Genomic DNA, 18,681 nt, shown 5'->3' on the forward strand with positions numbered 1-18,681 from the left:
CGTACTGAATTCATTCAGATAACGGTTTTTTTAATCATTGGCTGTGTCTGTGTTAAAATAAACAGGATGCATCACAAAATTGGGGAAGAGTAGGGAATCCGTATGAATATTATGACCGTTGAACATATAACGAAAAGCTATGGCGAGAAAATGTTGTTTGAGGATGCTTCCTTTGGTATGGATGAACGTGACAAAATAGGAGTCGTTGGTGTAAATGGCACCGGTAAATCAACATTTTTACGCGTGATTTCCGGCTTAGAGCCGCCGGATGATGGCAATATTGCAGTGAACAACGATGTGCGAATTCAGTATCTAGCACAAAATCCGGAGTTTGATCCTGAAATGAAGGTACTCCAGCATATTTTTCATGGCAGTCAGCCTGAGATGAAAGCGGTCCGTGAATACACAGAAACCATGGAGTTGTTGGAATTAAATCCGGGTAGCGAGGAGCTTCAAAAACGTCTATTGCGAGCAAGTCAGCAAATGGATACGTTCCAGGCATGGCAGCTGGAGAGTGAGGCCAAAAATATACTTACCCGACTGGGGATCACCCAGTTTGAGTCTCGTATGGGCGTTCTATCCGGTGGGCAACGTAAGCGGGTGGCTTTGGCGGCGGCTTTGATCCAACCCTGCGAGCTGCTCATTCTGGACGAGCCCACAAACCATATTGATAATGAGTCCGTTGAATGGTTGGAGCAGTATTTGCAAAAAAGACGTGGTGCGTTGTTAATGATCACGCATGATCGCTATTTTCTGGATAGAGTTGCAAATGTCATGCTGGAGCTCGATCATGGTCGCCTTTTCCGTTATGAGGCTAACTATACCCGTTTTCTGGAGCTGAAGGCAGAACGCGAGGAGCGGGAAGCGTCTACGGAACAAAAAAGGAAGAACCTGCTGCGTAATGAGCTGGCTTGGATCCGCCGTGGAGCAAAGGCTCGTTCCACCAAGCAGAAAGCGCGTATTGACCGATATGAGCAGCTTAGGGATCAGCAACCGGAAGCTCGTTCTGGATCTGTAGATATGTCCGTCGCCTCCACACGTCTGGGTAAAAAAATATTGGAGATCGAGCATCTTTCCAAATCGGTAGATTCTCGTAAGCTAATACAGGATTTGAGCTACATTGCGGTTCCTGGTGATCGTGTTGGTATCCTAGGTCCTAACGGTAGTGGGAAATCCACTTTGCTCCAAATGATTGCCCAGCATATAGAACCGGACTCCGGCAACGTTGTGCTGGGACCGACGGTGAAGCTTGGCTATTTTACTCAGGAACATCAGGAAATGAACGAATCTTTACGTGTTATTGAATATATTAAGGAAGAAGCCGAAGTGATTCGTACAGCAGACGGTTCGACGATTACAGCTGCACAAATGCTGGAGCGTTTCCTGTTCGCACCAAGCGCGCAATGGACGGTTATTTCCAGGCTGTCCGGGGGTGAAAAACGGCGCTTGTATCTGCTTCGTGTTCTGATGTCGGCACCGAATGTGCTATTGCTGGATGAACCAACAAATGATCTGGATATTCAAACCCTTTCCGTTTTGGAAGACTATCTGGATGAATTCCCGGGCGTGGTGTTTATTGTTTCTCATGATCGCTATTTCCTGGATCGAACAGTGGACAAAATACTGGCGTTTGAAGGGGATGGACAGGTACGTGTACATGTGGGCGACTATAGCGAGTATGCAGAATGGATTAGTAAAAATGCTCAATCTTCTGTGAATACGTCTGTCTCGACGAGTACGGATTCCTCGAATCGCTCTTCCACGCCTAAGTCTGCGGGTCCTTCCGAGTCAGTCAAGGAGACAAGTAAAACCAAGCTTAAATTCACCTTTAAGGAACAGCGGGAATATGAGCAAATTGATGAGCTGATTGAACAAGCCGAACAGAAGTTGGCCGACATTCAGCGGCAGATGGAAGAGTCTTTTAGTGATTCAGCACGACTACAGGAGCTCATGGCTGAGCAAGCGAAGGCAGAACAGCATTTGGAGCACCAAATGGAACGCTGGACCTACCTTAATGAGCTGGCCGAGCAGATTGAACAAAGTAAATCTTAAGCAATGATAAAGCCACATTAATAGCATTCTGCCAGAGCTATTTCTTCATGTTGCTCAGACTAAAAAAGCAAGTATCCGAAAAACCGGAAGACTTGCTTTTTTATTTACTGATCTATTCGACGATGTAACAGGCTGATTGTCGTTATTCGAATTAAACTGTCACATAAGCTGCAAGCAGATGGGCAGTGTTCACCACGGCCTGCTTGTGCGTGCGCTCCATTGCATGGGAGGCGTGTACACCAGGGCCGATCAACGCAGCACGGATGTTGTTACCTGCTCTTAGTGCAGCCGAAGCGTCCGAACCGTAGTGTGGATAAATATCTACCGCATACGGAATATTCAGCTCTTTGGCCAGCTCAATTAGACGGGTTGTCATAGTATAGTCGTAAGGCCCGGAGGAATCTTTGGCACAGATAGAAACATCCGTTTCCTTGCAGCTCAGATCTTCACCCATACAGCCCATATCGACAGCTATCATCTCACTGATTCCTTCAGGTATGTAAGCCGCTCCGTGCCCCACTTCCTCGTAGTTAGAAATGAGCAATTTAACGGTATGTCGAGGCTTCCAGTTTCCATGTACAGCAGATTCCAGTAAACCAAACAGTGCAGCTACACTAGCTTTATCATCCAGATGGCGTGACTTGATAAATCCACTGGGTGTTACGACTGGACGCGCATCGAACGAAATAAAATCGCCCACTGCAATACCGAGCTGAAGCACGTCTTCTTTTGACTCGACAAGCTCGTCAATCCGTACCTCCATATGGCTCTCCTTGCGCTCAAAGCTCCGTGCATCATCATAGACGTGCACAGATGGATGGCTGGACAGAATAGTGCCTGTATACGTTTGTCCGCTTCTGGTATGAATAAGGCAGTATTCATTCTCAATACTGTTCATCATGAAGCCGCCGACGGATGTCAGACGTAGGGTGCCTTGTGCTGTAATGGAACGCACCATTGCGCCCAATGTATCCACATGTGCGCTCAGCGCCACCGTATGGTCCGTTTCCTGACCTTCCAGAGTCAAGATGGCACCGCCTTTTGCATTCCATTCGATTTGTACCCCGAGGCTTTCCGCTTCTTGACGAATCAGCTCCATCACATGGTGTGTATATCCACTGGGACTGGGTGTGTTCAGTAGCTGATTTAAAAAGTTCATCATATAATTCTCATTTAATTGAATCGTCATTTGTTGCTCCTCCTCATTTGGACAACCGATCAGAGTTAGAGGACGGTTGCTCTATATCTTGGTCGGATGTAGACCCTGTGCTGGAAGAACCAGTCGTGTCATAGATCACATCCGCGTTTGCTTCTACCGTGGATGTGTGCTCTTCTTGTAGTGTATGAAGCTGAGTCGTCAGACGTTTAATCTCCCTCTGAAGCCTATATTGGCGGAAAATACCGAAAGAACCGACAATAAGTCCACCTAGAAGAGTGCAACCGAGAATAAGCAGAATCAAAGGAATGCTGACCATACTGAATAGAAGGTTCACTTGAACCGAATTCACATTAATAACAGCAAATACAGCTGTTAACAAAGCAATAACAAGAGCTGCGATCAAAGACCATTGTGTTTTCAAAATGCCACCTCCTCCCGTTACATTATAAAATCCCTTGCCCGCCATGGACAAGGGATTTATCCGTGCATCATTTCAATGCTGGATTTTAAGTGCGCACGGTTTTACTTTCCTTCAGTTAGCTTTTCCATTTCTGTGATGACTTCTTCGAATACGCTCATCGCTTCGCGAATCGGCTGCGGAGAGGACATGTCAACGCCAGCTTTTTTCAAAATATTGATTGAATAATCACTGCCACCGCTCTTCAAGAAGCCCAAGTAACGGTCAACGGCTGGCTGGCCTTCTTCCAGAATCTGTTTCGAGAAACTGGTTGCTGCCGAGAAGCCAGTAGCATATTTGTAGACATAAAAACTGTTATAAAAATGGGGGATTCGTGCCCATTCCATTTCAATGTCTTTATCTACCTTCATGCCTGGTCCGTGGTATTTCACATTCAGATCATAGTAAATCTCTGATAAAAGCTGCGGTGTGAGGGATTCCCCCTGTTCAGCGCGTTCATGTACAATTTTCTCAAATTCCGCAAACATGGTTTGACGGAATACCGTTGTGCGGAATTGATCTGCATAATAGGTGAGAAGGTACATTTTCTCTTTTGGATCGGTTGATTTGTTCAGCAGGTAGTCCATTAGCAACGCTTCATTGGTTGTGGATGCCACTTCAGCCAGGAAAATGGTGTACTGTGCATCTCTATACTTCAATGCGTTGTCTGAATAGTACGAATGCAACGCATGCCCCATTTCATGAGCAAGTGTGAACATGCTGTTCAGGTTATTTTTATGATTCAGCAACACATAGGGGTGGGTACCATAAGCTCCCCAACTGTATGCACCCGTACGTTTGTTTTCATTCTCGTATACGTCGATCCAGCGCTCATCATAGCCTTTTTGCAACGAAGCCAGATAGTCCGCGCCCAGTGGCTTAAGGCCTTCCTTTGTTTGCTTTTTGGCGTCTTCATACGTAATGTCCATCTTGTATTCGTCCACAAGTGGAGCGAACAAATCATACATATGGAGCTCATCCACACCTAACAACTTCTTACGCAACTTCATGTAACGATGGAGCAGGGGCAAGCTTTCATGAATGGTGTCAATGAGATTCGTATACACTTCCTTCGGAATATTGTCACCGTATAGTGACATTTCCAGTACAGAAGGGTATTTGCGAACACGAGAATAAAAAATATTTTTGTTCACATTGGCACTTAGTGTAGAAGCAATTGTATTTTTATTTTTGGCATACGTGTCATACACCGCTTTAAAAGCACGTTCGCGTACTTCGCGGTGTGGACTTTCGAGGAATTGAATGTAGCTGCCATGAGTCAGCTCAACCTCTTTGCCGTTCTCATCCTTAATTTTTGGAAACTTCAGATCAGCATTGTTGAGCATGCCGAAAATCGTTTGCGGGGCTTGAGCCAGATTGCCAACCTGAGCGAGCAGCGCTTCTTCTGTCTTGCCCAAAATATGTGCTTTTTCCCGCTTCATTTCTTGAAGGGTGAACCGATAATCTGCAAGCTTCGGATCTTCAATGAAGGCATCGAGCTGATGATCTGGCAGTGCCAAAATTTCAGGTGTCACAAAAGAAAGAGACTCGCTAACCTCAACGCCTAATTTTTTGGCTTTTTGCGAAAGACCCTGGTATGTAGGTTCAGCTGTATCCTCATCATGATGCAGATGTGCGTACACATATACACGCTCGGTTTTCAGCGACAATTCATCTTCCAATTTAAAGCAGTTGCCAATCGATTCTGCTGAATTGAGCTTGCCTTGGAATTGTTCAGCCTTTTTGGCTAGTTGTTTGACTTCTTCGTATTCTTGATCCCATGCTTTGCGGTTGGGAAACAGATCTTCCAATTTCCATGTATTTTCCACTGGCGCATCAGCGCGTTTTACAATTTCACTCATGGAGAGCCTCCTCTGATCGAACGTAATGTGGGGTAGGGCTGCGGCAGTAAGGGACGGATGCCAAAACGAAGAAACCGCCACGCTTACCGTAAGCAGCAGGGCAAGAGGTTTTACAGGATGCATGTAACGGCAGATCCTCCTTATACCATGGCTTGTTATACCATAGTATGACCTCTTACGCCCGAAAGTATAATTTTCCTTACTGTGGGTTGGAACCTATATTTAATAAGCTGTATACAATGAGATAAAAGGCAAAGCAAACCATGATTACAGCAGTGAGGGCCATCCACTTTTTGAGAGGAGTCGGTATCGTATCACGCTTCATGATCAGCACTCCGCCCAGCGTGAAGGCCAGAATAATGAAGATGAGATAGCTGTTGGACACCATGAATAGGCTAGACCTGTTTGAAAGCGTTCATGATCCGCTGCCATTCTTCCTCATTATCTTGAAAGGACTGCTTGGGAAACCGATTTTGAGCCCAATGCATCAGCGCCGGGCGGCTTAAAAACGTGTGGGCTTCCTCGCCCCAATCATCGGATATTTCCCGTAGAACGATGTAACGGCCCTGCACCTCGACAGTCATCATGTTCCAATTGTCTTTTTTGTATATTTCGTGTTTTTTCATCATATGCATGTCTCCGATTTTATAGATGTTTTGGTTCATGATACCGCAGTTTCCGCCGCAAAAGCAAATCATTCCAGCCCAAAAAACCCGGAAAAACATCAATTGCATTGTGAAAAAGCATGAAGTATAATATGGATATTCGCCATAGATGGCGGTATTTTTAGGAGGTTGTTCACTTGAAAGGTACAGTTAAATGGTTTAACGCAGAAAAAGGTTATGGCTTCATTCAAATGGATGGTGGCGAGGACGTATTCGTACATTTCTCCGCAATCCAAGGCGACGGCTTTAAAACTTTGGAAGAAGGTCAAGCGGTTGAATTCGAAATTACTGAAGGTAACCGTGGACCCCAAGCAGCTAACGTAATCAAACTGTAAGTGTAACTGAATTGTAAGAATGGTTCCGTTTCTACGGATGTCTTATATATTACGGTTAAACTATGAATTGAGAGCGCAGTTCCTTTATTTTAAGGGACTGCGCTTTTTTGCGTAAATACGTTTATGATATGAGAAGATTGAGCAGGAATAGGGTATTATACGTAATAAAACTAGGCAGAAGACATTATAGATTGAAGGAGCTGAGAAAATGAGTGCAGCAGAGGCTAGTCGTAAGCCTTCCCTGATTGAAGGTCCTATTGCCAAAACGCTGTTTATGTTCTCTTTGCCGATGCTGTTCGGCAACATTCTGCAATCCCTGAATGGAACGATTAATTCGATCTGGGTTGGGAAATTTCTGGGAGAGGCCGCCTTGACTGCCGCTTCCAACGGAAATATTATAATGTTTTTTCTTATCAGTTCCATTTTTGGTGTCACTATGGCTGCCACTATTATGATTGGACAAAATATCGGAGCAGGAGACGTAGCTGAAACCAAGCGTGTAGTAGGTACAAGTGCAGTCTTTTTTCTGGTGCTCGCTTTTGCTATAGGTATTATCGGATTTTTGAGTGCGCCTTGGATACTTCATGTACTCAATACCCCTGCTGAATCGGTAGATATGGCGATCACGTATACGCGTATTATTTTCGCAGGCATGCCCTTTTTGTACGGCTATAATTACATCATGACTGTAATGAGAGGGGCTGGAGATTCCAAAACACCATTTTATTTTCTGATCGTTTCCGTCGTACTGGATGTACTACTCAACCCGCTGTTCATATTCGGATGGGGACCGATTCCTGCTATGGGCATTGGAGGTTCCGCTACTGCTACCCTGATTGCTCAAGGGATCAGCTTTGTGTTGATTCTCATTTATCTATATCGTGTAAAATATTTTTTGCGCATTACATCTTCAGAGCTTCACTTACTTAGATTTGATTGGAAGATTATTTGGACCCTAATCCGTAAGGGAGTGCCGATGGGGTTGCAAATGATTGCTGTCTCTACCAGCGCGATTGCTTTAATGAATCTGATTAACGGCTACGGGACAGTTGCAGCTGCAGCTTATACAGCAGCCAATAATTTGTCCAGCTATGTACAGATGCCGGCAATGGCGTTAGGTGCAGCTGTATCTTCCTTTGCCGCTCAAAATATCGGAGCCGGACGTTGGGATCGAGTGCGCACGACAACCTGGATTGGGATTGTGTATAATTTTGTATTGACTGGTGGAGCTGTGGTATTAATTTACGTGTTTAACCGTCAGGCCTTGCTCATGTTTCTTCCTTCTACAGGGGGTGCATTGGAATTGGGAATGCGGATTAATATGATCACCTTGTGGTCTTTTGTTATATTCGGTGTTACCAATGTCATTACAGGGGTTGTTCGATCAACGGGTTCCGTAATGATACCGCTTTTAATTACCATTATTTCATTATGGGGCATTCGTATACCTTTGGCCTATGCATTTGTTGATGAGTATGGTCTAGATGCTGTATGGTGGAGCTTTCCTGTTGGTTTTGCTATCTCTGCCGTAGCAGTCATTTTCTATTATGCTTTCGGGAAATGGAAGCAGGCAAGTATGGAAGAGGGAATCCAAGGCGTGAAGCCAGCAGAGGACAAGGATAGGTAGGCCCTTTATACTATTTTCGACTAATAAAACATTACAGGTATAAAGTCTTTTAATGAGAATAGCTCATTTTTCTTGAATTTTAAAGAAAAAAGTGAGGTTGTTCATTTGTGCTAAAAGGACGATCATATTATAATGGATATGGTTTGGATAGGTATAATTACGTAGACAACAATGTGGAGGCACCGTCATTTGAGTTATGTTGAGCAAGGACGTTATCAAGTACCGAGAGGCCCCATAGGTCTAATGAGCCGAATGTACAAGCACATTCTCCCTGAAACGAAACAAGAATTGAGTAACTGGAAGAGCAAGGCCGAACAAATTCCGGACCCTGAACTGCGAAGCCAGGCGCTTGCGAGCATAGCGGATAAGACATTTCACTGCGTGGGTGGAGCGGTTTATGCCGCAGCTAATATGTCTGCCCGGCAGACGTTAATTCCGCTGATCGTAGCGTATCAGACCATTAGTGATTATCTGGACAACCTGTGTGATCGCAGTACATCCATGGACCCGGATGATTTTAGGCTGTTGCATCAGGCTATGCTGGATGCGATTAATCCGACGGCTAGGCCAGTGAATTATTATGAGTTGCGTCGTGAGCAGGAGGATGGCGGTTATTTGACTGGGCTGGTGACAACCTGTCAGTCTTGTGTAAGCAGGCTTCCGGGCTATGAGGCGGCAATGCCTTACGTTCAGGATTTGGCGCGATTATACACGGATTTGCAAGTATACAAGCATATTAAACCCGAGCTGCGGGAACAAGCGCTTTTGGACTGGTGGTCGCTTCATAAAGACCGTACACCAGAGTTGCGCTGGAATGAGTTTGCTGCGGCTACCGGTTCAACTCTGGGGGTCTTTATGCTGTTTCTTGCTGCCAGCGACCAGCATCTGACAGATGCGGGGGCTGCCTCAATACATGCATCGTATTTTCCACATGTGTGCAGTCTTCATATTTTGCTGGATTATCTAATCGATCAAGACGAAGACCGGAAGGGCGGAGATCTTAACTTTTGCAATTATTATGAAGATACCGACATGATGCTAAACCGGATCGCCTACGTTGTGAATCGGGCGCGGGCTGATATTGCAGATGTCCCTGCCAGCTCCTTTCACCGGATGATTATCGAGGGATTGCTGGCTTTATATTTATCCGACCCTAAAGTTAGCGAGCAGCAAGACGTTCGCGCTGTTTCGAGACGTTTAATGAAAAATAGTCCGCTCATGCGTTTGTTTTTCTTATTAAACAGTCGATGGATAAGAAGGCTTATATGATTATTTTGAGGAGGTCATAAACCATGACAGCAGTTAAGAAAATTGCAGTATTAACAAGTGGTGGAGATTCACAAGGGATGAACGCGGCAGTTCGCGCCGTCGTACGTAGCGGATTGTATTTCGGACTGGAAGTATTCGGGATTCAACGTGGTTATCAAGGCCTTTTGAACGACGATATTTTTCCAATGGATCTGAGAAGCGTCGGAGATATTATCCAACGTGGGGGTACTGTACTTCAATCTGCAAGATGCCTGGAATTTACGACTGAAGAAGGGCAGAAAAAAGGCGCGCAAATTTTGCGTGACCGTGGGATTGACGGCGTAGTCGTGATTGGTGGAGACGGTTCCTACCAAGGAGCTAACAAACTGACCAAGCAAGGCATTAAAACCATGTGTCTTCCGGGTACGATTGACAATGACATTTCCTTCACGGACTACACGATTGGTTTTGATACAGCGGTTAGTATCGTAGTGGACGCAATCAACAAGCTGCGTGATACAATGTCATCTCATGAACGTTCTTCCATTGTTGAAGTTATGGGACGTCATTGTGGTGATATTGCTTTGCATGCGGGTCTGGCTTCTGGCGCAGAAACAATTTTGGTGCCTGAGGTAGAATTTGACCTGAACGAAGTATCTGATCGTATGAAACAAAATTTCAAGCATGGCAAGCGCCACAGTATTATTATCGTTGCGGAAGGCGTAGGCAAAGGTGAAGATGTAGCAAAGGTAATCCAAGAAAACTGTCCGGATTATGAGCCTCGTGTTACAGTGCTTGGACACATCCAACGTGGAGGCACACCAACCGCGTTTGACCGCAACCTGGCGAGCCGTTTGGGTGACTTTGCTGTTCGCCAATTGATCGAGGGCATATCTGATAAGGCTTGCGGAACGATCGACGGTAAGTTGGTAGCCACAGATATTGACAAGGTTGTAAATACTAAAAAAGATTTCAACATGGAGCTTTATGAGCTTGCTTTGCGTTTGTCGCAATAATAAGAGCCTTCTACGTACAGTAGATCGGTTCTGATATTGGAAAAGATCAAAATTATGCGGATGACCCGAGTCATCCGCTATTTTTTAGCTTTGAGTCCTATCAGGAGGTAGTCATACATGTACCTATTCAAAATCGAAGTGGATAGTTCGGAAGGAGCGCTGACTGTCATTCTCGCTGCTGAAAATGAAGAACAGGCATTTGAAGAGATTGAACAACATGTGGAGAGACACTTTCTATATCCTCCCAAGCTGAACGAAGTGGCTATTGTGGAGAAAAAACGAATAACATTAGGCGCAGCATATGTAATCGAGACACGCAAAGGCTAAATAACCTCTGCGTGTTGTTTTTTTTCGGAGAAACGACGTTGTACTTTCACCAGACGCCAGAGAAGTAAAATAGCACCTACTGCCAACCCTGTAATCAAACCGATCCAGTAGCCGTAGGGCCCCAATGAAGTCCAGCGTGCCAGTATATATCCTACAGGAAGCCCAATGACCCAATAGGAGAGGAATGTGAGCAAAAAGGCTGGATTGACGTCTTTATACCCGCGTAGCGCTCCTTGTGTAGGTGTAGCGACAGCATCAGATATCTGAAAGAAAATCGCATAGATTAGAAAATGCTGTGCCAATTGAATGACCTGCAGATCGGTGGAGTAAAGTCGAGCAACCTGTTCACCCCAGATAAGCAGTACAATAGCTGTAATCAGTGATAGACCTACTGCGCTGCTGATGCCCATTACACTATAAGCTTTGGCATCCCGCGGCCGAGTAGCTCCTGTTTCATAGCCAACCAGAATCGTAAGTGCCATGCAAATGCTGAGTGGAATCATATATAACGTAGATGCAAAGTTCATCGCGGCCTGATGTGCGGCTATGGTAGCTGTATTATAGCTACTCATGAAGAGAGTGACGGCTGAAAGACGGCAGTCTCAAAAAATATTGCAAATCCAATCGGTACTCCAATCTTGATGAGCTCTTTCAAAGCACTAGCAGCAATCCCGTATATTTTGCTGAAGATTCGGTATTTTGCAAATATTTTTCCCCGATGCGCAGTGATACCAGCGACCAGCATAATGATCCAGTAGGTGGTTGCCGTTGCCACCCCGGAGCCTACACCTCCCAGACGCGGAAAACCCCAGTTCCCATAAATAAGTAGATAGTTCAACAAGACATTGATGGGTAACGACATGAGCGTGATTAACATCGTAAAGCGGGTTTGTCCCAATGCATCCATAAAGCTTCGGAGCACCGTGTAGGCAAATAGAGGAACAATACCGAAGGCCATCGCACAAAGATAGTACAGGGCCACATTATGAACTCTCCATTCCAGATTCATACCATTTAGAATAGGCTTGACCAAAATGATGCCAGCAATCAAAACGACCATGGATAGGGCAAGAGAGAGCCAAAGTGCTTGAATGACATAGTAGGAGACTTTATCTTTGCGCTGTGCTCCCACTAATTGAGATACAATAGGTGTGATAGCCATAAGTATTCCGTTAAGGCCTGTTTGTACAGGAATCCACAGACTTACTCCGATGGCTACTCCAGCCAGATCGGCAGGGGAAAAGTGTCCCGACATATTCGTATCGAAAAAAGTCATGGCAGATAGTGCAAGCTGGGTAATCAGGATAGGGAGCAAAATGTATAAAAGCTGCTTCCATTTCTGCCCCGTTGTTGAAGTCAATTGCATTTTTGTTTTCCTCATTTACTAGGGATTGAATATTCGTATGTATCATAACATGTAAGTATTTATTGTAAGGGATACCGCCACATTTGAACAGTAATAAAAAAGACTGCACCCGTTCGCCAAACAACGGGACAGCCTTCGAAAAAATTATATAATTTCTAAATTTCGTATTAGATAACGAGAAGTCCGGAGGAATAAAACTATTTGTAAGTTACTCCGCTTGAATAGCGGTTTGTGGCATTCCAGAGTAAATATTCATCCACTTTCATATCCTTAAGCGCTCGAATTTGGTCCTCTACTTGAGTTTTTCCATACTTAGCATAATGTCCGCTTCCTAACCAACTTGCAGTAAAATCCTGGATCCAAGGACGAATAATTGGCTTTAGCTTGCCCGTCGGATCTAGCTTTTTGTGTGTATCGGCCATGGAGCCTTTAATCGTCTGGTAGGGATTCTTATCAGGGTCTTTTACACCGAACCAGCCTGTGGTGTAGTGGCTTGGATAAACCATGGGTGAAATGACATCCACATTTTCAGAAATTTTAGTGAAATCCTGTCCGATTCCCTCCGCAGCAGGGACAGATGCAGCATATCCGAAAATATCTACGGATACTCGTACACCTAATGGAGCAAGCTCTCTGCGGGCATATTGTACGAATTCAGCGACTGCATCCGAGCGGGATTGATCTGATTTGGTATATTTCAGCTTGTCTGCTCTTTTCTCAAAGCCTTCGGGGAAACGTACATAGTCAAATTGAATTTCCTTAAAACCAAGTTTGGCTGCTTCCTTAGCGATGGCTATATTATAATCCCATACTTCTTTATTATAGGGATTGACGAACCCGTCTCCCTTACCGTTTTTCCAGACAGAGCCGTCAGGATTACGGAAAGACATCTCGGGATTTTTGTTGGCCAGTACCGTATCTTTAAATACGACAATACGAGCAATCGGGTAAACATTATGCTTTTTCAATCGGTCCATCAAACCGGAAATATCCCGAATGAATTTTTGCGGCTTGCCCAATTTGAGCAGCTCGGGATTGGACGTTGGATAAGTGATATAGCCTGCATCGTCTTTAATATCAATAACCATGGAATTGAGCTCTGTCTTATCAAGCAGTTCAAGCAGCTGGGTCATACGCGAACCGCCTGCGCTATAAGCTGTGACATAGATGCCCTTGATAGCAGGAGTCGTCGGTTGTGGGTCAATTTTAACCGGAGGATTGGAGGCATCCAACTTCATCTTATTGTGCTGAGCCGTAATCATGGCGCTGCTAATTGTTGTTGCCACGGTATCTTTTACATTTGGAGCGATGGCTGACGGGTCCCCGTTTCCGCCTATCCCCATCGCCAATAGCATAATTGCCCAAATCATATTCATTTCCTAACTCTCTCCCTTATGGATGTCGCTTACCTGATTATACGTAAAGTTATGTATCGAAAAACAACACGCTTGTAACCAATACTGGAATCATCAGGCACAGTCTTACATGATTAACCCAACTTATGTTCATTGAATCCATAAAAATGCATAAATAATGCCGCTCTCTTCGCAGTTGTAGATGCAACCGGAAGAAGCGGCACTTGGTAAAGAAATTTATTGAAGATAATTATTGTCTTGATGCTCGCAAATACTGTACTGAATAATTTCTAGCGCATCCGTTGGCTTGAGTATGGACATCCCGTCCCGAAGCACAATCATCGAGTTCAGCTCATCCTTTTTGAGAGAAGGGAGCATTTCCGGATACCATCTTAAGACAATGTCGGACAGTTTTACCGTTTCCATTTCCACAAAAATCACCCTTTCCTGCTCGGAATCATTCCAAAAGAATCATTCAATACGATTCGGAAAAGCAAAGTGCCTGTGAAATAGCAGGTAAAGCTGGTCTTTATATACTATGGGAACAGCGCACATATAGTGTACCACAGAAACTGTATTTTGACACTTGGGTTTGTGCTTATCTTCGGCGAAATGAACCCATCACCCCAACCGTTTCCACAATATTGACAAAAGCAGAAGGGTCCACTTCTTTAATGATCCGTTTTAATTCAACTAGCTCGTAGCGTGTCGTGACAGTCATCAGCATGTCTTTTTCAGTATGTGAAAATGCGCCTTCAATTTTTATTTTGCTAACACCGCGTGGTGTGGTTAACATCCGCTCCAGTAGCTTGTCGGTGTGTTCTGTAATAATGTAGACGGTAATCTTCGTGTGACTGACATAGATTTGATCTAACACTTTGCCAGTCACAAAAATAGATAGCATCGACGCAAGTGCAATATTCCAATCATCGTTCAAATATCCTGCTGCAAGAATGACCAGTCCATTCATGCCAACAAGTACAGTTCCTACGGGGAAGTCACGATAACGAGTGACGATGGAACCGATAATGTCAAAACCGCCCGTAGACCCCCCTACCCGAAAGGAAATTCCTGCTCCAACGCCGATCATCACTCCTCCAAAAACGGAGGCTAGCAGGGGGTCCGACACGACAGATCGCACCGGCACCAAGGCCAAAATCCATGTTGTAACGACAACGGATAAAATGCTCAGGCTAATAAAACGCTTGCCTAAAATAAACCAGCCTGTAATAAGCATCGGGATATTGATAATAAAATACATCGCGCTGATATCAAATTTTGTGAAGTAGCCGATTAACATGGAAAGCCCAGCTACTCCTCCGCTCAGCAAGTGGTGTGGCACGAGAAACAGATTAAAACCGCATGCAATGGCAGCGGCTCCAAGAATGACAGTTAAGCAGTTTAACACCATTTTTAACAACTTATTTTCACCTCATTTAAATTATACGGGAAGCAACTTGCTGGTATTCATGAATTGTTCTGTGCTATAATGCGATGTGGATATTCTTGAGTAGGGACCTATGTCCAGAGAAACACTTAAAATTTAAACTGTTTTAAAAAGGATAAATTCGTTTAAGATGTATCGGATAGGTTCCCCAAATTCATTACAGAAAGTTGCAGTTATAGGTCTAAATAAACTGTCACTGTATTGGGGAAAACTTATACAATAATATCGCTACTTAAGAATACAGACAACATTGTGGATTGTCCACCACATCCACCATTAAGAAGGAGTTTGAATAAATTTGACGACATTTGCAGAATTTGATCTTGAACCGAAAGTAATTCAGGCGATTACAGAACTGGGTTTTGAAGAAGCAACACCAATTCAATCGCAATCCATCCCGATTGCACTACAAGGCAGAGACATGATTGGCCAAGCCCAAACAGGTACTGGTAAAACTGCTGCGTTTGGTATTCCGCTGATCAACAAAATTTCTAGAAGCGACGAAAAAATCAGAGCTCTGATCATGGCACCAACACGTGAGCTTGCTATCCAGGTAGCTGAAGAAATCGAAAAACTCTCCCGTTTCAAAGGTCTTCGTACTTTGCCAATCTATGGTGGACAAGATATCGTACGCCAGATTCGCGCTTTGAAAAAGAAACCTCAAATTATTATTGGTACGCCAGGACGCTTGCTTGACCATATTAATCGTAAAACCATCAAGCTGGAAGATGTAAACACAGTTGTTTTGGATGAAGCAGATGAAATGTTGGATATGGGTTTTATGGAAGATATTCAATCCATTCTGAAGCAAGTTCCAGACGAGCGTCAAACGATGCTTTTCTCGGCTACAATGCCTCCTAATATTAAAAGATTGGCTGAACAATTCCTCAAAAATCCTGAGCATGTTTCAGTTATTCCTAAACAAGTTAGTGCTCCACTGATTGATCAGGCCTATATCGAAGTTCCTGAGCGTCAAAAATTCGAAGCATTGAGCCGTTTGATCGACATGGAATCCCCAGAACTTGCTATCGTATTTGGTCGTACCAAGCGTCGGGTAGACGAGCTGGCTGAAGCTCTGCAAAAACGCGGATATTCTGCAGACGGTTTGCATGGTGACTTGTCTCAAAACCAACGTGATGCTGTAATGCGTAAATTCCGTGACGGAAGCATCGATGTGCTCGTAGCGACTGATGTAGCTGCCCGTGGCTTGGACGTTTCCGGTGTAACTCACGTTGTGAACTTTGACCTTCCGCAAGATCCAGAAAGCTATGTTCACCGTATTGGACGTACTGGACGTGCAGGTAAAGAAGGGGAAGCTTGGTCTTTCGTAACGCCTCGTGAAATTGACCATTTGCACTTTATCGAACGTGTAACTCGTCACCGCATTCCACGCAAGCCGCTTCCAACGTTGGCTGAAGCTCTGGAAGGCAAACAACGTATCATTGCTGAACGTCTCCTAGAGGCTGTAGAAAGCGGCGAGCTGAACGAGTACAAAGGTTTGGCTATTCAAATGCTGGAGCAATATGATTCTGTGCAACTTCTCTCCGCAGCTCTGAAACTAATGACTGGTGAGAAGAGAGAAGCATCGATTGAGCTGACTCCAGAAGATCCGATCCGTGCAAAACGTCGTAAACCAGACGTGCGTTCTGGCGGTCGCAAGCCTTCCAACTACAGCGGTCGCAGCAACGGTGGTTACAATTCCAACCGTTCCGGTGGTAGCGGCGGTAGTGGCAGCAAAGGTGGATATGGCGGTTACAACCGTGGCAAAGAAGGCGGTGGCTACAACCGTGATTCCGGAAGCCGGTACAGTGGAGATCGCAAACCACGCCCGAGCAGCAATGGGGAAACTCGTCGTCCTGCAAGACGTGAAGATTCCTCTTCCGAATAAGAAATGAAATAATGAAAAGTCGAAGCAGATGAAGCTTCGGCTTTTTTGTTATGATTGAATCAGTATGTATGAACCTTTTAGCAATCTGCTTTAATGAGGCACTTATTGATTTCACTGGCGCATTAGGGCTGAAATACGGTATGATATAGCCAAGAGCCGGAATTTATAGGCATAGCAACATGAGTCTTGGAACTGCCAAGGCTTGCGGAGGGAGAGACTGACATTGGAGTTTAAAGGAGCTATGGGTGGTATTTACCGCCTGACCGAGTGGATTACCCGACTGGCGGCTACAAATTTGTTATGGGTGTTATGTTCGTCGCCTTTTGTGTTCTGCCTCATACTGAAACTACTTGTAATGAATCAGAATTTGGCTAATGAATCTTTACAAATGAATTGGGCGATGGCTGTTTTGGCACCGCTTACTTTATTTCCAGCCACATCGGCTATGTTCACAGTGGTTCGCAAATGGGTAATGGGGGATACCGATACAGGCGTGTTTCGTACCTTTTTTAAAGGGTACAAAGAGAACTATAAGCAGAGTCTAATCGGGGGTATCTTTTACACGTTACTGTTTGTCATCATGTATGTGGATTATACCGTATATATGACACAACTCAGCAACTTGCAAATCGTGGGCGTAATTATGCTCATTCTTATCATTATTTTGCTTGTGTCTATGTTTAACTTCTTTTCGATGGTGGCTCATTATCATATGTCTACCGGACAAATTATCAAAAATGCGGTTTTACTGACGCTGATTCGACCATTCCGTGTATTTTCTACCATGCTCGGTAGCGCCGTTGTTATATTTATCGGAGTCAAATATCCTGTGCTTTTCTTATTCTTCATCGGTAGTGTAGTTGCCTGGTTCGCTTTCTTTAATTTTTATGGAACATTCCTTAAAATGCAGGATCAAATGGAAAAGATGAAGCAGAAAGATGAAGATACGGCAAGCATTGAAGACAAGAAAAGTGATAACCTCTAAAAATAAAACATATTTCTCCTAGCATTTACTTTCTGAGTGAGAAGCGCTATAATAAGGTCATATCCTGCGATGCACGTTACGGTCATTTGTTGTTTTGAACCAATGACAATGTCTAGGGAGATCTATACGGATGAATAGCTGAAAAGCCCTGTCAATTCCTGACAAGGGGACTTCAAAAGTTTATTCTGCGGTCACCCACCTGCTAAAGCAGGTTCAGAAGACGCTATGGTCGGACGGCATCGGCGGGTACTCCAAAGATAATGAATACACTCTGTTTATGCTTCTTGCAGAAACAGGGTGTTTTTTGTATGCAACAATGTTAAACTAAGACATGAGGTACTAAGGTCGCATACCACAGGTATGGTCGGTTAACTTTTTGTTGTTTAACGTTTTATAAAGCGCTTGCAGCAAAAAAACCGATGTGCTGCATTATGGCAACGATTATCGTGAAGGAGGAAATGTCTTGTCGTTGAAGAGGACTCTGGTAGGGATTGTGCGCAGCCAAGAAGGTACAAGCGACCGGGTCAAGGACCCCCAAATGAAGACACGCTATTATAACTTATCGAGAGACAAGGCTTGGGAAGAAGTATCATCTATTCTAAAAAAAAATTCCTGGCTACAAGGTTCTTCATGAGGTAGCATCCGTAGGTGAAATTACGTTAGAGAAGCGAACGGCGTTCGGTAGAACCGTCGACATTACCGTTTCCATATTGTCTGTCTCACCAGTTCGGAGTGCGGTGGATATTTATTCTGCTTCACGCGGATCGCTAGGGGACTTGGGCGCGAATTACCGCATCATTTTGCAACTGTTCGCTGTGATTGACAAGAAGCTGTCTGCTCATAAGGTTGTGCAGTGATTGTAGATGTGTGAGCAGTGATGTGGCAGACAAAC

General features: G+C 44.5%; 16 protein-coding genes, 1 other RNA gene and 2 pseudogenes. 10 read left to right on the forward strand and 9 right to left on the reverse strand.

Annotated elements, in window-relative coordinates:
- Positions 1–102 precede the first annotated feature (102 nt).
- Positions 103–2,052: an ABC-F family ATP-binding cassette domain-containing protein gene (locus ACWA2B_RS03565; protein WP_318626739.1), complete on the forward strand. Its 1,950-nt coding sequence runs from the start codon at positions 103–105 to the stop codon at positions 2,050–2,052.
- 151 nt (positions 2,053–2,203) lie between these two features.
- On the opposite strand, the gene ACWA2B_RS03570 is transcribed toward ACWA2B_RS03565, so the two are convergent.
- The 5 genes from ACWA2B_RS03570 to ACWA2B_RS03590 all read right to left on the reverse strand — a co-directional run bounded on the left by ACWA2B_RS03570 (position 2,204) and on the right by ACWA2B_RS03590 (position 6,159).
- Positions 2,204–3,241: a M42 family metallopeptidase gene (locus ACWA2B_RS03570; RefSeq protein WP_342446142.1), complete on the reverse strand. Its 1,038-nt coding sequence runs from the start codon at positions 3,239–3,241 to the stop codon at positions 2,204–2,206.
- A gap of 13 nt (positions 3,242–3,254) precedes the next feature.
- Entirely contained in the window at positions 3,255–3,677 is a 423-nt protein-coding gene (locus ACWA2B_RS03575) for a LapA family protein (RefSeq protein WP_029516699.1), read from the reverse strand.
- A 56-nt stretch (positions 3,678–3,733) separates the two neighbouring features.
- The gene (gene pepF, locus ACWA2B_RS03580; RefSeq protein ID WP_029516700.1) at positions 3,734–5,530 is read right to left on the reverse strand and encodes an oligoendopeptidase F; all 1,797 of its coding nucleotides are present in this window, start codon (positions 5,528–5,530) and stop codon (positions 3,734–3,736) included.
- Between the two features lie 199 nt (positions 5,531–5,729).
- Entirely contained in the window at positions 5,730–5,918 is a 189-nt protein-coding gene (locus ACWA2B_RS03585; RefSeq protein WP_029516701.1) for a hypothetical protein, read from the reverse strand.
- 7 nt (positions 5,919–5,925) lie between these two features.
- Positions 5,926–6,159: a hypothetical protein gene (locus ACWA2B_RS03590; protein ID WP_013309704.1), complete on the reverse strand. Its 234-nt coding sequence runs from the start codon at positions 6,157–6,159 to the stop codon at positions 5,926–5,928.
- A gap of 173 nt (positions 6,160–6,332) precedes the next feature.
- Here ACWA2B_RS03590 and ACWA2B_RS03595 point away from each other — a divergent pair, with 173 nt between their 5' ends.
- From ACWA2B_RS03595 to ACWA2B_RS03615, 5 genes are all read left to right on the forward strand, one after another.
- A complete protein-coding gene (locus ACWA2B_RS03595; RefSeq protein WP_013309706.1) occupies positions 6,333–6,530 on the forward strand; it encodes a cold shock domain-containing protein in 198 nt (65 codons plus the stop codon).
- Between the two features lie 208 nt (positions 6,531–6,738).
- Positions 6,739–8,157, forward strand: coding sequence for an MATE family efflux transporter (locus tag ACWA2B_RS03600; RefSeq protein ID WP_342425925.1), 1,419 nt, complete (start codon positions 6,739–6,741; stop codon positions 8,155–8,157).
- A gap of 189 nt (positions 8,158–8,346) precedes the next feature.
- Positions 8,347–9,426 carry a tetraprenyl-beta-curcumene synthase family protein gene (locus tag ACWA2B_RS03605; protein ID WP_039269998.1) on the forward strand — a complete coding sequence of 360 codons (1,080 nt, stop codon included), beginning with the start codon at positions 8,347–8,349 and terminating at the stop codon, positions 9,424–9,426.
- A 23-nt stretch (positions 9,427–9,449) separates the two neighbouring features.
- Positions 9,450–10,421 carry a 6-phosphofructokinase gene (gene pfkA / locus ACWA2B_RS03610; protein WP_039269999.1) on the forward strand — a complete coding sequence of 324 codons (972 nt, stop codon included), beginning with the start codon at positions 9,450–9,452 and terminating at the stop codon, positions 10,419–10,421.
- Positions 10,422–10,538: 117 nt separating this feature from the next.
- Positions 10,539–10,748 (forward strand): DUF3906 family protein, encoded by a 210-nt coding sequence (locus ACWA2B_RS03615; protein ID WP_013309710.1) that lies wholly within the window; start codon positions 10,539–10,541, stop codon positions 10,746–10,748.
- Here ACWA2B_RS03615 and ACWA2B_RS03620 read toward each other — a convergent pair.
- From ACWA2B_RS03620 to ACWA2B_RS03635, 4 genes and pseudogenes are all read right to left on the reverse strand, one after another.
- Positions 10,745–12,114: pseudogene (locus ACWA2B_RS03620) on the reverse strand (MATE family efflux transporter). The gene ACWA2B_RS03615 and the pseudogene ACWA2B_RS03620 overlap by 4 nt on opposite strands.
- Positions 12,115–12,311: 197 nt before the next feature.
- Entirely contained in the window at positions 12,312–13,490 is a 1,179-nt protein-coding gene (locus tag ACWA2B_RS03625) for a putative glycoside hydrolase (RefSeq protein ID WP_449291704.1), read from the reverse strand.
- Between the two features lie 216 nt (positions 13,491–13,706).
- Positions 13,707–13,895: a hypothetical protein gene (locus tag ACWA2B_RS03630; RefSeq protein ID WP_080658605.1), complete on the reverse strand. Its 189-nt coding sequence runs from the start codon at positions 13,893–13,895 to the stop codon at positions 13,707–13,709.
- 172 nt (positions 13,896–14,067) lie between these two features.
- Positions 14,068–14,889 (reverse strand): YitT family protein, encoded by an 822-nt coding sequence (locus tag ACWA2B_RS03635; RefSeq protein WP_029516708.1) that lies wholly within the window; start codon positions 14,887–14,889, stop codon positions 14,068–14,070.
- A gap of 325 nt (positions 14,890–15,214) precedes the next feature.
- Here ACWA2B_RS03635 and ACWA2B_RS03640 point away from each other — a divergent pair, with 325 nt between their 5' ends.
- The 4 genes and pseudogenes from ACWA2B_RS03640 (at position 15,215) to ACWA2B_RS03655 (ending at position 18,646) form a co-directional block, all read left to right on the forward strand.
- A complete protein-coding gene (locus ACWA2B_RS03640) occupies positions 15,215–16,804 on the forward strand; it encodes a DEAD/DEAH box helicase (protein ID WP_029516709.1) in 1,590 nt (529 codons plus the stop codon).
- 223 nt (positions 16,805–17,027) lie between these two features.
- Positions 17,028–17,789, forward strand: a complete 762-nt coding sequence (locus tag ACWA2B_RS03645) for a YesL family protein (protein ID WP_029516710.1) — start codon at positions 17,028–17,030, stop codon at positions 17,787–17,789.
- 58 nt (positions 17,790–17,847) lie between these two features.
- Positions 17,848–18,042: non-coding RNA, 6S RNA (ssrS, locus tag ACWA2B_RS03650), on the forward strand.
- Between the two features lie 210 nt (positions 18,043–18,252).
- Positions 18,253–18,646: pseudogene (locus ACWA2B_RS03655) on the forward strand (DUF1499 domain-containing protein).
- Positions 18,647–18,681 lie beyond the last annotated feature (35 nt).

It is taken from the genome of Paenibacillus sp. CMM36, assembly GCF_053570945.1.